Source organism: Actinacidiphila glaucinigra, assembly GCF_035918135.1.
GTDB lineage: Bacteria > Actinomycetota > Actinomycetes > Streptomycetales > Streptomycetaceae > Actinacidiphila > Actinacidiphila glaucinigra.
Window position 1 is genome coordinate 5,706,816 of record NZ_CP109144.1, and the last position, 16,700, is coordinate 5,723,515.

Sequence of the window (16,700 nt, forward strand, 5' to 3'; positions counted from 1 at the left end):
TCCGGCCCGGGCCGGGACGGGCAGCGATGCCCGTCCCGGCTCCCGGGTCCGGCCCGTTCCGCACGACCCGGCAAGCACACCCCGCACCACCTTGTCCCACCCGCGCCCGATCGGACGACCTGACATGATCACACGATCAGCCCGCCGTATCGCCGCCGTCCTGGCCGCCTGCGTCCTCGCCGTACTGCCGGCCGCCGAAACGGCGTCGGCCGCCTCGCACGCGGCCTCCCACACGGCCGCCGCACGACCGGGCGCGGGCCCGAACGGGCGCACCACCTTCGGCGTCCAGCCGTCCTCGGCCGACAAGCCGGACGGCCGGCCCAACTACTCCTACGGCGTGACCCCGGGCGCCGTCATCCGGGACCACATCGCCATCTGGAACTACGGCGCCAAGCCCCTGACGCTGAACGTCTACGCCGCCGACGCCGTCAACTCCGCGGAGGGCGGCTTCGATTTGCTCCCGCGGGCCACCAAGTCCAGCGACGGCGGCACCTGGATCAAGCTCGGCAGGTCCCGGGTGACCGTGGCCGCCCGTTCCCGCGTCATCGTCCCCTTCACGCTGACCGTGCCGCGCACGGTGACCCCAGGCGACCACCCCGCCGGCATCGTCGCCTCGCTGTCCGCGGTGCGCACCGGCGCCAAGGGCGACCGGGTCCAGGTCGACCAGCGCGTCGGCGCCCGGATGTACCTGCGGGTGGCCGGCCGCCTCAGGCCGCTGCTCTCCGTCGAGGACCTGCGCACCGACTACCACGGCACCGCCAACCCCTTCGGGACCGGCACCGCGACGGTGTCCTACACCGTGCGCAACACCGGCAACGTCCGGCTGGCCGCCGAGCAGACGGTCCGCGTCCACGACGCGTTCGGCGGCATCGCCACGGTGAAGGGCTCCCGCGACCTCGCCGAGATCCTCCCGGGCAACGCGCTGAGGATCAGCGTCACGGCCACCGGCGTCCTGCCCACGGTGCGGGACACCACCACCGTCTCGGTCGACGCGGTCTCGGTGCGGGGCGACGTCGCGATCCCCGACCTGCCGAGCCTGACGCGCTCCCAGGACTTCTGGGCGGTGCCCTGGTCCCTGCTCGCCGTCCTGTCGGCCGTCGCCGCGGTGGCGACCGGGTGGTGGCTCCGCCGCAGGCGCCGCCGCCGCGGACCGCACCCGGACGACGCCCGCACCGCCGCGAACGCGCCGAAGAAGCGGGCCCAGGCCTCGCGCGCCTCCGCTCCCGTCGCCATGGTGCTGGCCGCCCTCTCGCTGTGGGCGGCCGCGCCCGCGGCCCACGCCGCCGAACCGGGGGGCCTCAACGTCGCGCCGCGGCACGGCAGTGCCACCGAGCCCATCACCCTCACCGCCTCCGGGCCCTGCCCGGACGGGACGAGGAACGTCATCGCCTGGGTCAAGGGCGCCGGATTCCCCCGCGACGGCAAGGTCGTCGTCGGCAACTCCGAGATCGGCACCTACCCAGCGGCACCGGGCGGCGGACGGGTGATCCCGCTGACCTACACGATGCAGGACTACGCCCTCGACTCCGGGTTCAGCACCCTGCGCGGCACCTACACCTTCACCGTCAGCTGCCTCGAGGCCCCCTTCGGCCTCAAGAGCCTGCGGGACTTCAGCGGTTCGCTCCGCTTCACCTCCAAGACCTCCTACACGGACGGCACCCGGGCCACGCCCGAGAAGCCCGCGGCGGGATCCTCCGCGCAGCCGGGCGGCACGGCAGGGCAGGGGCAGCCGTCCACTCCTGACGGGTCCGGCCCGTCCGCCCCCGCCGGCGGCCCGGGCTCCCCGCCCGCCGGTTCCGCGTACGCCTCCGGCGCGCCCGCCCAGGGCGGTGTCACCGGGGTCGTGAACGCCGCCTCGGCCGACCCGGCCGGGGACGCGTACGGCTCCCTCGTCGCCTGGTCGGCCGGCGGCTTCGCGGTCGCCCTCCTGGTGCTCCTGGCGGGCACCGCCCAGTGGGTGCGGGGGCGCAGGGGACGTGCCGCGCGGGCGGACACCTCCGGCTGAGCACCCGTCACCACGTCAATCACAAGCAATGAGGAGAAAGACAGTGTCCTTCACACGCCTGCACCGCTCGACCGCGGCCGCGATCGGCTCGCTCGTCCTGGCCGGCGGGGCGGTGGGCATCATGGCCGCGACCTCCGCGCACGCGGACACCATCGGCACCCTGAAGGTGACCCCGGCCACCGGCTCGGACACCACCGGAATGGCGCTCGCCACCTCGGGCACCTGCCCGGCCGAGGCGACCTTCGTCATGGTGAAGGTGACCGGCTCGGGCTTCCCCGAGGAGGGCCAGAACGTCGTCGGCAACGCGGACGGCTCCATCTACCCCGCGACGCCCGAGGGCGGCTTCTCCGTGCCGCTGACGCAGACCATGCGCGACTACGCGAAGGACGCGGGCTTCGACGAGCTCAAGGGCCGCTACGAGTTCACGGTCATCTGCCGCAAGGCGTTCGGGGAGACCACGTACGGCGACTTCAAGGGGTCGGTCTGGTTCACCTCCAACACCACCTACCAGGACACCGACCCCGCGGGCGGCACCCCGACCCCGACCCCGACCCCGACGCCGACCCCGACCACCACTCCGTCGGATACTTCCATTCCGACGCCGACCCCGACGGACACCGGCGAGCCCACGGACACGGCCGAGCCGACCGACACCGGTGAGCCGACGGACACCACCGGTGGCGACGCGGGTGGTGACATCGGCGGTGACACCGGTGGTGACGCCGGCGGTGACACGGGTGGCGACACCGGAGGCGACACGGAGGGCATCTCCACCGAGGTCGACGGCGGCGGCTCGCTGGCGGCCACCGGTGCCGACGCCGCCTGGCTCGCCGCCGCCGCGGCCGCCCTGGTCGCGGGCGGCACTGTCGCCGTCCGCCAGGCCCGCCGCCGCGGTCTGCTGTCCTTCGCCGACTCCTCGAACGACTGAGCCGGCGGGAGACGACCAATGAAGATCACGACCATGCGCCGGCGACTGTCGTTCGTCCTCGCCTCCGCGATCGCCGCGGGCGGCATCGCCGTCGCCGCCGCCGGGACGGCCAGGGCCGAGGTCATCGGCTCCATGGAGGTCGCCCCGGCCACCGGCACGGACCTCTCGGGGATATCGATGACCACCTCGGGGCCGTGTCCCGAGGAGGCGACCAACCTCATCGTCAAGGTGAGGGGCGCGGGCTTCCCGGCCGAGGGCCAGAACGTGGTGGGCAACTCGGACATCGCCATCTACCCGGCGGCGCCGGGCGGCGGCTTCTCCGTCCCCCTGATGCAGACGATGCGGGACTACGCCAAGGACGCCGGCTTCGACGAGCTGAAGGGCCGCTACGACTTCACCCTGACCTGCCGCAAGGCCTTCGGGGCGGACACCTACGGCGACTTCACCACCGCCATCTGGTTCACCTCCGACACCACCTATCAGAGCACCCCGCCCCCCACCCAGGCCGCCACCACGACCACCCTCGCCGCCACCCCGGCGAGCCCGGTGGTCCAGGGCACCGCGGTGAGGCTCACCGCGACGGTGGCGCCGGCGGCGGCCGGCGGCTCGGTCCGCTTCCTGGACGGCGCGAGCGCGATCGGCTCCCCGGTCACGGTGTCGAACGGCACGGCCTCGCTGACCACCACCGCCCTGGGCGTCGGCACCCACGCGCTGACCGCGGCGTTCACCCCGGCCGACACGGCGGCGTACAAGCCGTCGGCCTCGCCGGCCCTGCCGTACACCGTCAAGGTCAAGCCCCCGGTGGTCGTCACGGCCCCGAAGGTGACCGGCACCGTCAAGGTCGCCTCGCAGGTGACCTGCTCCGCCGCGTTCGGCGGGGCGACCTCGTACGCGTACGCCTGGCTGCGCGACAACAAGGTCGTCAGCGGCGCCACCGCGAAGACCCGGGGCCTGACCTCGACCGACTACAAGCACAAGGTGTCCTGCCGGGTCACCGCGAAGAACGCCACCGGCAGCACCGCGGCGACCAGCCCCGCGGTGACCGTGGGCGTCGGCCCGGCCCTGAGGAACACCAAGCTGCCGGCCATCAGCGGGACCGCCAAGGTCGGCAAGCGGCTCACCGCCAAGGCCGGCAGCTGGAGCCCCTCCGCCACGTCCTACGGCTACGAGTGGCGGCGCGACGGCAAGGTGATCCGCGGCGCCACGCACTCCACGTACACGCTGACCAAGGCCGACCGCGGGCACCGCGTCGCGCTCAGGATCACCGCGAAGCGGTCCGCCTACACCAACGGCGGCGCCACCTCCAAGTCGGTGAGGGTGGGATGACCCCACTCGGCACGCCGGTCCGGGTGGCCCCCGGCCACGTCCGGCCCGTCCCCTCGGGGAACGGGCCGGCGGACCCCACCCCGCCGCCGGGGCCGGCGGCCGGCCGGACGCGCACCGCGCGTCCGGCCGGCCCCGGCCTGCGGGTCGCCGGGGCGGCCCTGAGCATCCTGGCGGCGCTGCTCCTCGGCTTCGTGGTGGACGTGGGCCTGCTCGGCCAGGTCCGCCACGCCCGCGACCAGCAGGTGGACTACGCGAGCCTGCGCGGCGACCTCGCCAACGGGGTCGCGTCCGTGGGCGGGTCCGGCGACGGCGCCAAGCCGCTGGTCTCCGGCACCCCCGTGGCGGTGCTCTCCGTCCCCGGGCTCGGGCTGCGCGAGGTCGTCGGCGAGGGCAGCACCTCGGAGGTCCTGGCCCGGGGCCCGGGCCACCGCCGCGACACCCCGCTGCCCGGCCAGGCCGGCGTCAGCGTCATCATGGGGCGCCAGGCCACCTACGGGGGCCCCTTCCGGCATCTCGGCGGCCTCCACCCGGGCGAGCAGTTCACCGTGACCACCGGCCAGGGCGTGCACCGCTACCGCGTCGTCGCGGTCCGCAGCGCCGGTGACCCGCAGCCCGCGCCGCCCGCGGCCGGCAAGGGGCGCCTGACGCTGATCACCGCGGAGGGCACCGCCTTCATGCCACGCGGCATCCTGCGGGTGGACGCCGATCTGATGTCCGACGTCCAGCCCGGCTCCGCCCCGGCCGTCGCGCCCGGCGCGCTGCCGGCGGACGAGGCCGCGATGGCCGTCCAGGAGTCCGCCTGGCTGCCCGTCGTCCTGTGGGGCCAGGGACTGCTCCTCGCCGCCGCCGGGCTCGCCTGGGCGCACGCCCGCTGGGGACGGCGGCACGCCTGGGTCGTCGGCGTCCCCGTGCTCGGCCTGCTCGGCCTCCTCGTCGCGGACCACGCGGCCCTGCTCCTGCCCAACCTGATGTGAGGACCCGTTCGTGACCGAGACCACCATCCCGCTCCCGCCGATCACGGAGGACGCCGGCACCGGCGCCACCCTGGAGGCCCGCCGCATCTCGTGCTGGTTCGGCGACCACAAGGTCCTCGAGCGGGTCTCCCTGACCATGCCCGCCGGGCAGGTCACCGCCCTCATCGGGCCCTCGGGCTGCGGCAAGTCCACCTTCCTGCGGACCCTGAACCGGATGCACGAACTCGTGCCGTCCGCCTCCCTGGCGGGCGAAGTCCTTCTCGACGGCGAGGACATCTACGCCCGCGGGCGCCGCCTGACCGAGGCTCGGCGCCGCATCGGCATGGTCTTCCAGAAGCCCAACCCCTTCCCGGCGATGTCGATCTACGACAACGTCACCGCGGGCCTGAAGCTGACCGGGCAGCGGGTGCGCGAGGCCGTGAAGGACGACCTCGTCGAGGAGTGCCTGACCAAGGCCGGCCTCTGGAAGGAGGTCCGGGCGCGGTTGCGCCAGCCCGGCGGCGCCCTCTCCGGAGGCCAGCAGCAACGCCTGTGCATCGCCCGTTCGCTGGCCGTACGGCCCAAGGTGCTGCTCATGGACGAGCCCTGCTCGGCGCTGGACCCCACCTCGACCCGGCGTATCGAGGAGACGATCCGCGAACTCGCCCACGAGGTCACGATCGTGATCGTCACCCACAACATGCAGCAGGCCGCCCGCGTCTCGGACCAGTGCGCCTTCTTCCTCGCGGAACAGGGCACCCCCGGCGGCATCGTGGAGCACGGCCCCACCACGGCCATGTTCGGCAGCCCGACCGATCCCCGGACGGCCGACTACGTGGAGGGCCGGTTCGGGTAAGGGGTGGCCATGGCTTCTCACACGTCCCCCTCGCGGCCGCGGCCGGTCCGCGGGGTCCTCGCCGTCGTCGGCTCGGCCGCCGACGGCGTCGAGACCCTGCGCGAGGGCCTCGTCCTGCCCGCGATCGCCCGCGGCTGGCGCGTCGCCGTCACGCTCACCCCGACCGCCGCACGCTGGCTGCGGGAACGGGACGAGATCGGGCGGCTGCGCGATGTGACGGGCCTGCCCGTACGCGACCGGCCGCGGCTCCCCGGAGAGCCGCGGCCCCATCCGGCCGCGGACTGCTGCGTACTGGCCCCGGCCGGTGCCAACACCCTGGCCAAGCTCGCCCTCGGCATCGCCGACAACCAGGCACTGACCCTGCTCGCGGAGGTCCTCGGCACCCCGCGTGTGCCGCTCGTGGCCGTCCCGGCCGTCACCGCGGCACACACCCGCCACCCCGCCTGGCCGCGCCATCTGGCCACCCTCCGCGAGGCCGGCGTCCACCTCCTCCACGACCCGGACGCACGGCCTCTGCCGGAACCGGGCGAGGAACCCGACGGACGCGGCCTTCCATGGGCCCGTGTCCTGGACGCAGTGGAACGCCTCACACGATGAGGGGGCGCGTCCGTCCGCCACCAGGGGCGAGGACCCGGACACGCGGGTCGCCGTTCCCGACGCGGCGCGGCGTACGGGAAGGAGGTCCCGCCATGAAAAGGGGCACAATGGGTGCGCCCACTCGGCGGGACCCGATCCGGCGGCCAAGCGCCGGGAAGGGGCCGGTGCGGTGCCGGCCGGCCTGTCGGCACGCGCGCCGCCGGCCCCCTTCAGGGGTGTCGAGACCACCGCACTCGCGGGAGCCGGCTCGCCCTCGGCCGCAGGCCACCCACGGTCTAAGCGGGGTCCTGGACGTCCTCGAGCGGGAAGGTCTCGTCCTCCCCGAAGTCCGGGGCCTTGAAGGGGTTGGTCGCCGGAGGCGGCGACGCCGCGGTCGTGCAGCGGGGCTGCCCGTCCGGGGCGGAGAACAGCGACGTCTGGTCGATGAGAGGTTTCCCTTTCGTCAGCAGGTCCCTGAAGGGGCCTGGCGTGCCGCGACCCGGCACAGCGGTCCTACAGCTTGGTCATCTTGGCGTACGGGCTGGGGACCCGCACTTGGGCCGAGCCGAAATCGACGAGCGCCGCGACTCCGTCGTCGACGCCGATCACCCGGCCGAGACCGTAGATGTCGTGTGTGACCTGGTCACCGACGGCGAAGTGCTTGGGAGCCGGCGTGACCGGGGCCTTGAAGGGGCTGGTAGGCAAATGACGCTTCGGTGCAGCAGGCTTTGTCATCGTCCCCAGTATGCACCCACGAAATGGCCCGGTGGCCGACTCCCCGGGACGGGAGCAGCTGATCGTCGGACTTCAGTCCGACAGGGGCCTGGCCTGCCCGCCGGCCGGCAGACGGGCGGGTCAGCCTCGAAGGAGGCGGAACGGCCCGTACCCTTCATTGTGTCTACGGCGTCACATAGCGGGCGCCAAACACTGGAGGCCATACCCCGTGCTGATTGCACAGCGTCCGTCACTGACCGAAGAGGTCGTCGACGAGTTCCGTTCCCGGTTCGTGATCGAGCCGCTGGAGCCGGGCTTCGGCTACACCCTCGGCAATTCGCTCCGCCGCACACTTCTCTCCTCGATTCCGGGTGCCGCTGTCACCTCGGTCCGGATCGACGGCGTCCTGCACGAGTTCACCACCGTGCCGGGTGTCAAGGAGGACGTCACCGACCTCATCCTGAACATCAAGTCCCTGGTCGTCTCCTCGGAGCACGACGAGCCGGTCGTGATGTACCTGCGCAAGCAGGGTCCGGGTGTGGTCACCGCCGCCGACATCGCGCCTCCGGCCGGTGTCGAGGTGCACAACCCCGATCTGGTGCTGGCCACTCTGAACGGCAAGGGCAAGCTGGAGATGGAGCTGACCGTCGAGCGCGGTCGCGGCTACGTCTCGGCCGTGCAGAACAAGCAGCAGGGCCAGGAGATCGGCCGTATTCCGGTCGACTCGATCTACAGCCCGGTGCTCAAGGTCAGCTACAAGGTCGAGGCGACCCGTGTCGAGCAGCGCACCGACTTCGACAAGCTGGTCGTCGATGTCGAGACCAAGCCCGCGATGCGTCCTCGTGACGCGGTGGCCTCGGCCGGCAAGACGCTGGTCGAGCTGTTCGGTCTCGCCCGCGAGCTGAACGTCGACGCCGAGGGCATCGACATGGGCCCCTCGCCCGTGGACGCCGCCCTCGCCGCCGACATGGCGCTGCCGATCGAGGAGCTCGAGCTCACCGTCCGTTCCTACAACTGCCTCAAGCGCGAGGGCGTTCACTCCGTGGGCGAGCTCCTGACCCGCTCCGAGGCCGACCTGCTCGACATCCGCAACTTCGGTGCGAAGTCGATCGACGAGGTCAAGGCGAAGCTGGCCGGCCTGGGCCTGGCCCTGAAGGACAGCCCGCCCGGATTCGACCCGACCGCCGCCGCCTTCGGTGCGGACGACGGCGCGGGTGCGGGTTTCGTGGAGACCGAGCAGTACTGAGCATCGCGCAGGGCCACGAGGGCGCCAGGAGGGCGGAGCACCCGGCGATGAACACCGGCCGGCCGCACCCGCTCCCGGGTGCGGCCGGGAACGCCGCCTGACGCGCTGTCCCCGTCGGCACCTGGAGCACGTGACATTCCCCCCGGAGAACGTTCCGGGGGGAATGTCGCGTATGGGCCGCCCGGCCGGGCACGGTGCGGGATCCGTGTCATCCTTCCCCGGAGATCGGGGACGGGCCTCGCGGGGTCGGTTTTTCGCCGCGCCCGGTGCACTGCCCGGCGGCAGGTCCTCGCGCCGTCCGAGTTCGCCTCGCCGCCCGGCAAACGGGTTCACGACCTGCGGCGCACCCGTCCGGCCCGGTGGCTCGACGCGGGCCTCCCACCGGCGCGGGTCGCCGCGTGGGCGGGCGGCAGGGTTCCCGTTCCGCCTGCCGCCTACGCACGTTGTGTCTCCGTCGGCCCGAGGATCACCGGAGGCGGACCGAGGCCGGGGGAGGCCTCCCCGAGCCGGGTGAGGACCGCCGCACCGCCCGCCGGGACCCGGCACCCGTGCGACCGGGCCACCGGCGCAAACCCCGTGGCGGCCGGGCGGCGTTGCAGCCCTCCCGTGCCCGCACGCGAGCGGCGCGGCGCCGCCCGCCTCCCCGGCGGCAGGGCTCCGGCCAGCAAAAAAGCCCCTCCATCAGGAGGGGCGCAGTGGTGCCCCCGGCAGGACTCGAACCTGCGGCCAAGCGCTTAGAAGGCGCCTGCTCTATCCACTGAGCTACGGGGGCCGGACGTTGGCCGCGACCGAACCCGCCCCTTGTGTCGACGGTTCCGTGACCTTGCCGGGGACAAGGATAGGGCGCGGCTGATGTGCGGCCGGTTGCTTCGCCTTCATGACACGTTGTGTAGGTTCGGTGAAGCGGTCTGATAATCGCAGGCAGGTGCGAATGTCGCACCAGTTTTGCCGCCTCAGTCGACGGCTGTTGTGCACTCGTTATGCCGGTGTCTCTTCCGGCCCTTCCGTCCCGTTCCGGCCTTCTTGCGGGCCGAATGATGTGAACCGGGCGGAATACGCTTCAAAAACCCATCAAAATGGGGCATTCTGCCACTGTGGCGATCTTGGATGTACGGCCCGAACTCCTCGACGCGCTGTCGGCGCTGCGCGACCGCGTCGCGGACGCGCGTTTTCCCCTCCCCCTTCCCGGTACCGAGCGGGCCCGCCGCACACGACACGAACTGCTGGCGCAGCTCGACGACTATCTGGTGCCCCGGCTGAAGGCGCCCGAAGCGCCGCTGCTGGCCGTGGTGGGCGGTTCGACGGGCGCGGGGAAGTCCACGCTCGTGAACTCGCTGATCGGGCGGCGGGTGAGCGACGCGGGCGTGCTGCGCCCCACGACGCGCACACCGGTGCTGGTGTGCCACCCCCAGGACCGCGCGTGGTTCGCCGATCCGCGGGTGCTGCCGGGCCTGGCCCGCGCCTGGGCGCCGCGGCCCCGCACCGCGGCCGACGCCGACGGGGCGGAGGGTGCGGACGGGAACGACGAGGAGCGCGAGGCGGAAGAGACCAGGCTGTGGCTGCGCCTGGAGACCGACGACACGCTGCCGCGCGGGCTCGCCCTGCTGGACGCGCCCGACATCGACTCCCTCGTCTCCCGCAACCGCGAGCTGGCGGCCGAGCTGCTCTGCGCGGCCGACATCTGGATCCTGGTGACCACCGCGTCGCGCTACGCCGACGCCGTGCCGTGGCACCTGCTCCGTACGGCCAAGGAGTACGACGTCACCCTGGCCACCGTCCTGGACCGCGTGCCGCACCAGATCGCCGAGGACGTCTCCCAGCACTACGCGGCCCTGCTGACCCGGGCCGGGCTCGGGGACGTGCCGCGCTTCACGGTCCCGGAACTGCCCGAGTCCGCCGGGTCCGGCGGGCTGCTGCCGCACAGCGCGGTGGCGGCGCTCGGCAGCTGGCTCGCGCACTGCGCCGAGGACCCGGCGGCACGGCACCAGGCGGTGCGGCGCACCGCGTCCGGCGTACTCGGCTCGCTGGGGAACCGGCTCCCGGAACTGGCCGGCGCCTCGGCCGCGCAGCACGCCGCGGCGGTGCGCCTGACCCGTCATGTGGACGAGGCCTACGACGAGGCCGAATCGCGCGTACAGGAGGCCGTCGGGGAGGGGGCGCTGCTCGCCGGTGAGGCCCTGGCCAGCTGGCGCGGCTACCCGGACTGCGGCCCGGCGGCCCTGGTGGCCGCCCTGGCCGACAGCCTGGCCGCGCTGCTGCGCACCGAGGTCGCGACGGCGGACGAGCGGACCCTCGACGCCTGGCGCGGCGACCGCGCCGGCGCCGTCCTGGCGGAGGACACCGAACCGGAGGCGGCGGCGGACGACGCGGCCGAGCGGATCGAGGAGGCCGTCGACACCTGGGGGTTCACGGTGAACCGCCTGGCGCACAAGGCGGTGCGCGGGAACGCCGAGGGCACCGATCCGCAGCACGCGGCGGCGCTGATCGCCGTCGCCGTGCTCGGCGGCCGCAAGGGCACGGTCGCGGGCGAGCGGCTCGCCTCCCTCGTCGGCGCCCACGCGGCGCTGCGGGCGGGCGACCGGGCGCGCGAGGAACTGGACCGGCTCGTCGGCGACGTGCTCGACGCCGAGCGGGAACTGCGGGTGCTCCCGGTGGAGGCACTGGATGTGACGGCGGGCCAGCAGGCCTCGCTGATCGCGGAGCTTTCGGTCGTGCAGAAGTCGTACGGACTGCAGGAGAGGTGATCAGGTGCTCACGGAGCGGGTGGACGCGCTGTCGGAACTGCTCGGGCTGTCGCGCACTCGCGTGAGCCACGAGGCGCTCGACGGGGCGGGGGAGCTGCTGGAACGGGTCGGCGACCGGCGCCGGCTCTCCGCCGACCACACGGTGGTGGCGCTCGCCGGGGCGACCGGCAGCGGCAAGTCGTCGCTGTTCAACGCGCTGACCGGACTGGAGCTGTCGAGGATCGGCGTCCGGCGGCCCACGACCTCCGCACCCGTCGCCTGCGCCTGGGACCCCCGGGGCGCCTCCGGGCTGCTGGACCGGCTCGGCATCGCGCCCAAGGCGCGGTTCGCCCGGCACAGCGCCCTGGACGCGGTGGCGGAACGGACGGACGACGGGCCCGCCGGCCTGGTCCTGCTCGACCTGCCGGACCACGACTCGGCGGCGACCGCCCACCGCGACCAGGTGGACCGGGTGCTGAAGCTCGTGGACGTGATCGTGTGGGTGCTCGACCCGGAGAAGTACGCGGACGCCGCGCTGCACGAGCGCTACCTGCGGCCGCTGGCCGGGCACGCCGACGTGACGATCGTCGTCCTCAACCAGATCGACCGGCTTCCGGAGGAGGCCGTCGAGCAGGTCCTGGACGACCTGCGGCGCCTCCTCGACGACGATGGGCTCGCCGTCGGCGAGCACGGCGAGGACGGCGCCATGGTGATGGCCGTCTCAGCGCTGAGCGGCGACGGCGTCCCGGAACTGAGGGCAGCCGTCGGCCAGGTCGTGGCCGAGCGCGCCGCCGCGAGCCGGCGGCTGTCCGCGGACGTGGACGGGCTCGCCGAGCGGCTGCGCCCGCTGTACGTCGCCGAGGGGGTGACGGGGCTCACCGACCGGGCCCGCGAGGACTTCACGGCGAGCCTCGCGCACGCCGTCGGCGCCGCGGCGGCGGGCCGGTCGGCGGAGCGCGCGTGGGCCAGGGCCGCCGACGAGGCGTGCGGCCCCCCGTGGCGGCAGCTGCGCAGGGTCCGCGGCACGGGGGCGGGCGACGACGCCCTCGACGGCCGCCGCCCGGCGCTGTCGGCGTCCCGCGCGTCGGTCGACGAAGCGGTGCGCGCGGTCGCGGCGGAGGCCGTGGCGGGGCTGCCCGCTCCGTGGGCGCAGGCGGTACGGGAGGCCGCGCGCCGCGGTGGGCGCACGCTCCCGGAGGCGCTGGACGCGGCCGTGGAGCGGGCGGCGCCGGACGAGCCGCTGCGTCCCCGGTGGTGGTCGGTGGTCGGCACGGCGCAGTGGCTGCTGGCGCTGCTCGCGACGGCAGCTCTGGTTTCCGGGACCGTGACGGCGGCGGGCGCGCTGCGGCTGCCGTGGTGGCTGCCGCCCGTGCTGCTGGCCGTGGGCGCTCTGGGCGGTCCGCTGCTCACCCGGGTGAGCCGGTTCGCGGCCCGGGGCCCGGCCCGGCGGCACGGTCAGGCCGCGGAGCGGCGGATGGCCGACGCGGCGGCCGACTGCGGGCGGGCACGGGTGCTGGAACCGCTGGCGGCGGAATTGCTGCGCTACCAGGAAGTGCGGGAGCAGTACGGGGTGCTCACCGGAAACCACTTCCGGATGACGGAGTTGTCCACAGCGGGCCAGTAATCCACAGGTTGAATCCGATTCCTCCACGGGGGGCGCGGCAGGCGCACCATGGAGCCATCGCGGGGCCGGCGGCAGGGGGTCGCCGGCCGGCGACGGCAACGGGGGAGCATCGGCAATGAACGAGACACTGGTCACCGTCGTGGGGAATGTCGCCACCAGGCCGGAATTCCGCAAGACTCCCACGGGCGTCCCGGTCGCCAGGTTCCGCCTGGCGACGACGGCGCGCCGTTGGGACCGGGAGCGCGGCGGCTGGTCGGACGGGCACACCAGCTTCTACACGGTGTGGGCCTGGCGGCAGCTGGGGGAGAACGTGGTGGCCTCGGTCGGGGTCGGCGAACCGGTACTCGTCCAGGGCCGCCTGAGAGTGCGTGAGGAGGAGCGCGACGGTCAGCGCTGGATCTCGGCCGACGTCGACGCGATCGCCTGCGGCCACGATCTGACGCGGGGCACCTCCGCGTTCCGGCGGCTGTCCGCGGCCAGGCCGGAACTCATGGTTCCGAATTCCGCGGCCGGCGCCGGGGAGTCGCCGGCCGGTGATCCGCTGGCCGCGCTGTCCGGATAAGCCGGACAGCTACGCATTCGCCCTGCGGCAAAAGGTCGATGATTTATCGACAATTTCACGTTCATGCCTACGCGCGGGTAACGATTGCGATTCGAATTCCCGGGCGGCCGTGAATCCCGGTGGCTTTGGTGCGGTTGGTTCCTAGGATTCAGCGGTACCCCGGCTTTCCGCGGGGATCCACAGCTGACGGCGAGGCGCGCCCCCACGACCAGCCTCGCCCGGAGGGGAAATTCATGTTCACTGTACGGAGGCGGGGAGCTGCCCGTCTTGCCGTTGCGATGGTGGCCTCAGGCCTCCTCGCCGCGGGTTCCATAGCCGTTGCCGGGTCCGCCATCGCGGACGACGCGACCCCCACCGCGCCCGGTGCGACGGCGACGCTCGGTGGCCTGAAGACCGCCGACAAGGCCGTCATCAAGGAGAACGGCAAGGAGGAGAAGGTCAGCGCCGGCCTCTTCGAGATGTCCGTCGACGGCGGCGGCACGATTCAGACGTACTGCATCGACCTCCACAACCCGACCCAGGGCAAGGCCGCCTACAAGGAGGTCTCCTGGGACGAGTCGAGCCTCCACAACAATGCGGACGCCGGCAAGATCAACTGGATTCTGCAGAACTCCTACCCGCAGGTGAACGACCTCGCGGCACTGCGGGAGACCGCGTCGCTGTCCGGCCCGCTCACCGAGAAGCTCGCCGCCGCCGGCACCCAGGTGGCCATCTGGCGCTTCTCCGACAAGGCCGACGTGACCGCCGTCGACCCGGTCGCCGAGGAGCTCGCGGACTGGCTGGAGAAGCACGCCGAGGACCTCAAGGAGCCCGCGGCGTCGCTGACCCTCGACCCGCCGGCGGTCTCCGGCAAGGCCGGTGACCTGCTCGGTCCGATCAAGGTCAGCACCAACGCCTCCACCGTCCAGGTGAGCCCCGCGCCCAGCAACCCCTCCGGCGTCAAGGTCACCGACAAGAACGGCACCGCGGTCACCTCCGCCAAGAACGGCGACGAGCTCTACTTCGACGTCGAGGCCGGCACCCCCGACGGCACGACCTCGCTGACCGCCACGGCCAACACCAAGCTGCCGGTCGGCCGCGCCTTCACGGGCGTCGACAGCACCACGCAGGTCCAGATCCTCGCCGGCTCCAGCGACAGCTCCGTCTCCGCGACCGCGACCGGCACCTGGGCCGCCAAGGGCCCGATCCCCGCGGTCTCCGCCGAGGTCAACTGCGCCAAGAACGGCCTGGACGTGACGGCCGCCAACGAGGGCGACCAGCCGTTCACCTTCAAGCTGGCCGACAAGGACTACACGGTCGAGGCCGGCAAGTCCGAGACCATCACCGTGCCGGTCGCCGAGGACCAGCACTACAAGGTCACCATCTCCGGCCCCGAGGGCTTCGAGAAGACCTTCGAGGGCGTCCTCGACTGCCAGACCGCCGGCAACGGCGGCGACACCCCGTCCTCCTCGCCCAGCCCGGCCACGGCCGGCGGCTCCTCCGAGGGCACGGCTGACACCGGCTCCACCACCGGCGGCGACCTCGCCGAGACCGGTTCGAGCAGCGCCACCCCGGTGATCGCCGGCATCGCGATCGCCCTGGTCGTCGTCGGTGGCGGCGCGGTCTTCTTCCTCCGGAAGAAGAAGGCGGCCCCCTCCGCCGAGTGAACTGACCCCACAGGCCGCTCCTGAGTGAAGGGGGCGGAGGTCGACAGACCTCCGCCCCCTTCGCAGTTCCCCGGCACGCCTGCCGTCGCCGGGCGCCTCGGTCGGTCCGCTCAGGCGGGCGACCGTGCGACGTCTGGCGGGCCCGGCGGCAAGCGATGCAGGACAACTCCGAGTGCGGTTCCCGATCGGATCACGCACAGCCCGACCCAAGTGCGCCTGTGCAGCCAGCTTCCGGCAGTCCGCTCGGAGCTTGGCTCGAACTTACAAGGCAGCTGTCACGGGCGCTGTCCGGGCATACCCCGGACCGGTTGGCACAGGTGCGACCGGACGGACCGCGGTGAAGCCGTAGAGCTCGTAGCGGATGCCGGAGAGCAACAGCAGCCACTCGTCGCAGCCCTGCCACGGATAGGCGTCGGCGGCGCCTCCGCGCGTCACCCGCGGTCCGTCACCGGTGCGGGGGCGGGCGTCCACCGGCGCGTCCGTGAAATGCGGTATCCACACGTCAGCGCAGATTTCGTTCGCCGACCCCATCGCCGCCAGCCCGAAGGCGTTCTCGGCCGCGGCGGTCCGCTCCTCGTCGGCGAAGTCGTCGAGCAACTGGTCCTCGTCCGGCTTCCCGTCCCCGCGGAAGGTCAGGGTGGTCGTGCCGGCCCGGGCCGCGTACTCCCACTCCGCCTCGCTCGGCAGCCGGAACGGCCACGTGGCGAGCAGTTCGTCCAGGTCGTCCTCGACCCGGGCCGTGCCCGACGCCGAATCGGCGAAGCTGTCCTCGTACTCGGGCAGCCAGTGCCGTACCTGCGCGACCGTAAGCGGATGCCGGGCGATCAGGAACGGCTCGACCCGCACTTCTCGCACCGGCCGGGCTTGGTCGGCACCGGCGAAGAACGGTTCGAGGTCGTCCTCGGCGCCGCCGGCACGCTCGATGGCGCGGACCGCGTCCAGTTCCGCGTCGGACAGGCCCATCCGGAACGTCCCACCGGGAACCGCGCGGAAGACCACTCCGGAGGGGGTGTGCCGCCAAGCCGGTCGGCCGGCCACGATCTCTTGAGCCCACATGGTGCCGGACGCTAGCAGTCGCATCCTCCGGAGCACTCCGTCATTGCTCGCTTCCACCTGGGCGGCGACGACTTCGGTGAGCCTGACCGGTGGTTGCTGATCTATGAAGCCGAGCAGTCGATGGGGGCCGCAGTCAAAGCCGCGGGTGTCGGAGAAGTCGACGGCAACGAGTTCGGTGGCGGCGAGGTGGTGATTTTCGCCTACGGCCCCGATGCGGTAGCTCTGTACCGGGTCATGGAGCCCAGCGTGCACGAGCTCCCGTATCGGCCGGCACACGTCGTGCTGCGCCAGGGGGGCCTGTCGACGATGTGCCGACGGAGCGCATTGACCTGTGAGTCGTCCGCTCACTCGTTGAGGGCACGGCGTCTCCTGCAACGCGCGATCACGGCCCCGTCGAATGCGTGTCGAACTGAATCTCGACCGGATCACCTCATCTACCTCCGGAGCAGGTCAGAAGCCTCGTGCGGATCAATAGCCAGGAGCCT

Annotated in this window: 14 protein-coding genes and 1 tRNA gene; 11 read left to right on the plus strand and 4 right to left on the minus strand. The window is 73.0% G+C overall.

Annotation, left to right across the window (positions count from 1 at the left end):
• Positions 1-124: 124 nt before the first annotated feature.
• The 6 genes from OIE69_RS25640 to OIE69_RS25665 all read left to right on the plus strand — a co-directional run bounded on the left by OIE69_RS25640 (position 125) and on the right by OIE69_RS25665 (position 6,665).
• On the plus strand, positions 125-2,005 hold the full coding sequence (locus OIE69_RS25640; protein ID WP_326576007.1) for a hypothetical protein: 1,881 nt from the start codon (positions 125-127) through the stop codon (positions 2,003-2,005).
• Positions 2,006-2,048: 43 nt separating this feature from the next.
• On the plus strand, positions 2,049-2,933 hold the full coding sequence (locus tag OIE69_RS25645) for a hypothetical protein (RefSeq protein WP_326576008.1): 885 nt from the start codon (positions 2,049-2,051) through the stop codon (positions 2,931-2,933).
• An 18-nt stretch (positions 2,934-2,951) separates the two neighbouring features.
• Positions 2,952-4,259, plus strand: a complete 1,308-nt coding sequence (locus tag OIE69_RS25650; protein WP_326576010.1) for an Ig-like domain-containing protein — start codon at positions 2,952-2,954, stop codon at positions 4,257-4,259.
• Positions 4,256-5,233: a sortase domain-containing protein gene (locus tag OIE69_RS25655; RefSeq protein WP_326576012.1), complete on the plus strand. Its 978-nt coding sequence runs from the start codon at positions 4,256-4,258 to the stop codon at positions 5,231-5,233. The genes OIE69_RS25650 and OIE69_RS25655 overlap by 4 nt, the downstream gene beginning before the upstream one ends.
• A 70-nt stretch (positions 5,234-5,303) precedes the next feature.
• Positions 5,304-6,068, plus strand: a complete 765-nt coding sequence (locus OIE69_RS25660; RefSeq protein ID WP_326581412.1) for a phosphate ABC transporter ATP-binding protein — start codon at positions 5,304-5,306, stop codon at positions 6,066-6,068.
• Between the two features lie 9 nt (positions 6,069-6,077).
• Positions 6,078-6,665, plus strand: a complete 588-nt coding sequence (locus tag OIE69_RS25665) for a flavoprotein (protein WP_326576014.1) — start codon at positions 6,078-6,080, stop codon at positions 6,663-6,665.
• A gap of 275 nt (positions 6,666-6,940) precedes the next feature.
• On the opposite strand, the gene OIE69_RS25670 is transcribed toward OIE69_RS25665, so the two are convergent.
• Entirely contained in the window at positions 6,941-7,150 is a 210-nt protein-coding gene (locus OIE69_RS25670) for a hypothetical protein (protein WP_326576016.1), read from the minus strand.
• A gap of 7 nt (positions 7,151-7,157) precedes the next feature.
• A complete protein-coding gene (locus OIE69_RS25675; protein ID WP_326576018.1) occupies positions 7,158-7,379 on the minus strand; it encodes a hypothetical protein in 222 nt (73 codons plus the stop codon).
• A gap of 208 nt (positions 7,380-7,587) precedes the next feature.
• Here OIE69_RS25675 and OIE69_RS25680 point away from each other — a divergent pair, with 208 nt between their 5' ends.
• Positions 7,588-8,604 (plus strand): DNA-directed RNA polymerase subunit alpha, encoded by a 1,017-nt coding sequence (locus OIE69_RS25680; protein ID WP_326576020.1) that lies wholly within the window; start codon positions 7,588-7,590, stop codon positions 8,602-8,604.
• Positions 8,605-9,300: 696 nt separating this feature from the next.
• Here OIE69_RS25680 and OIE69_RS25685 read toward each other — a convergent pair.
• A tRNA-Arg gene (locus OIE69_RS25685) sits at positions 9,301-9,376 on the minus strand.
• Between the two features lie 331 nt (positions 9,377-9,707).
• Here OIE69_RS25685 and OIE69_RS25690 point away from each other — a divergent pair.
• From OIE69_RS25690 to OIE69_RS25705, 4 genes are all read left to right on the plus strand, one after another.
• Complete coding sequence (locus OIE69_RS25690; protein ID WP_326581413.1) at positions 9,708-11,348, plus strand: dynamin family protein; 1,641 nt, start codon at positions 9,708-9,710, stop codon at positions 11,346-11,348.
• A 4-nt stretch (positions 11,349-11,352) separates the two neighbouring features.
• The gene (locus OIE69_RS25695) at positions 11,353-12,951 is read left to right on the plus strand and encodes a GTPase (RefSeq protein WP_326576022.1); all 1,599 of its coding nucleotides are present in this window, start codon (positions 11,353-11,355) and stop codon (positions 12,949-12,951) included.
• A gap of 115 nt (positions 12,952-13,066) precedes the next feature.
• On the plus strand, positions 13,067-13,513 hold the full coding sequence (ssb, locus tag OIE69_RS25700) for a single-stranded DNA-binding protein (RefSeq protein ID WP_326576024.1): 447 nt from the start codon (positions 13,067-13,069) through the stop codon (positions 13,511-13,513).
• A gap of 233 nt (positions 13,514-13,746) precedes the next feature.
• The gene (locus OIE69_RS25705) at positions 13,747-15,159 is read left to right on the plus strand and encodes an LAETG motif-containing sortase-dependent surface protein (RefSeq protein ID WP_326576025.1); all 1,413 of its coding nucleotides are present in this window, start codon (positions 13,747-13,749) and stop codon (positions 15,157-15,159) included.
• Positions 15,160-15,420: 261 nt separating this feature from the next.
• Here OIE69_RS25705 and OIE69_RS25710 read toward each other — a convergent pair whose 3' ends face one another.
• On the minus strand, positions 15,421-16,215 hold the full coding sequence (locus OIE69_RS25710) for a formylglycine-generating enzyme family protein (protein WP_326576027.1): 795 nt from the start codon (positions 16,213-16,215) through the stop codon (positions 15,421-15,423).
• Between the last annotated feature and the right edge of the window lie 485 nt (positions 16,216-16,700).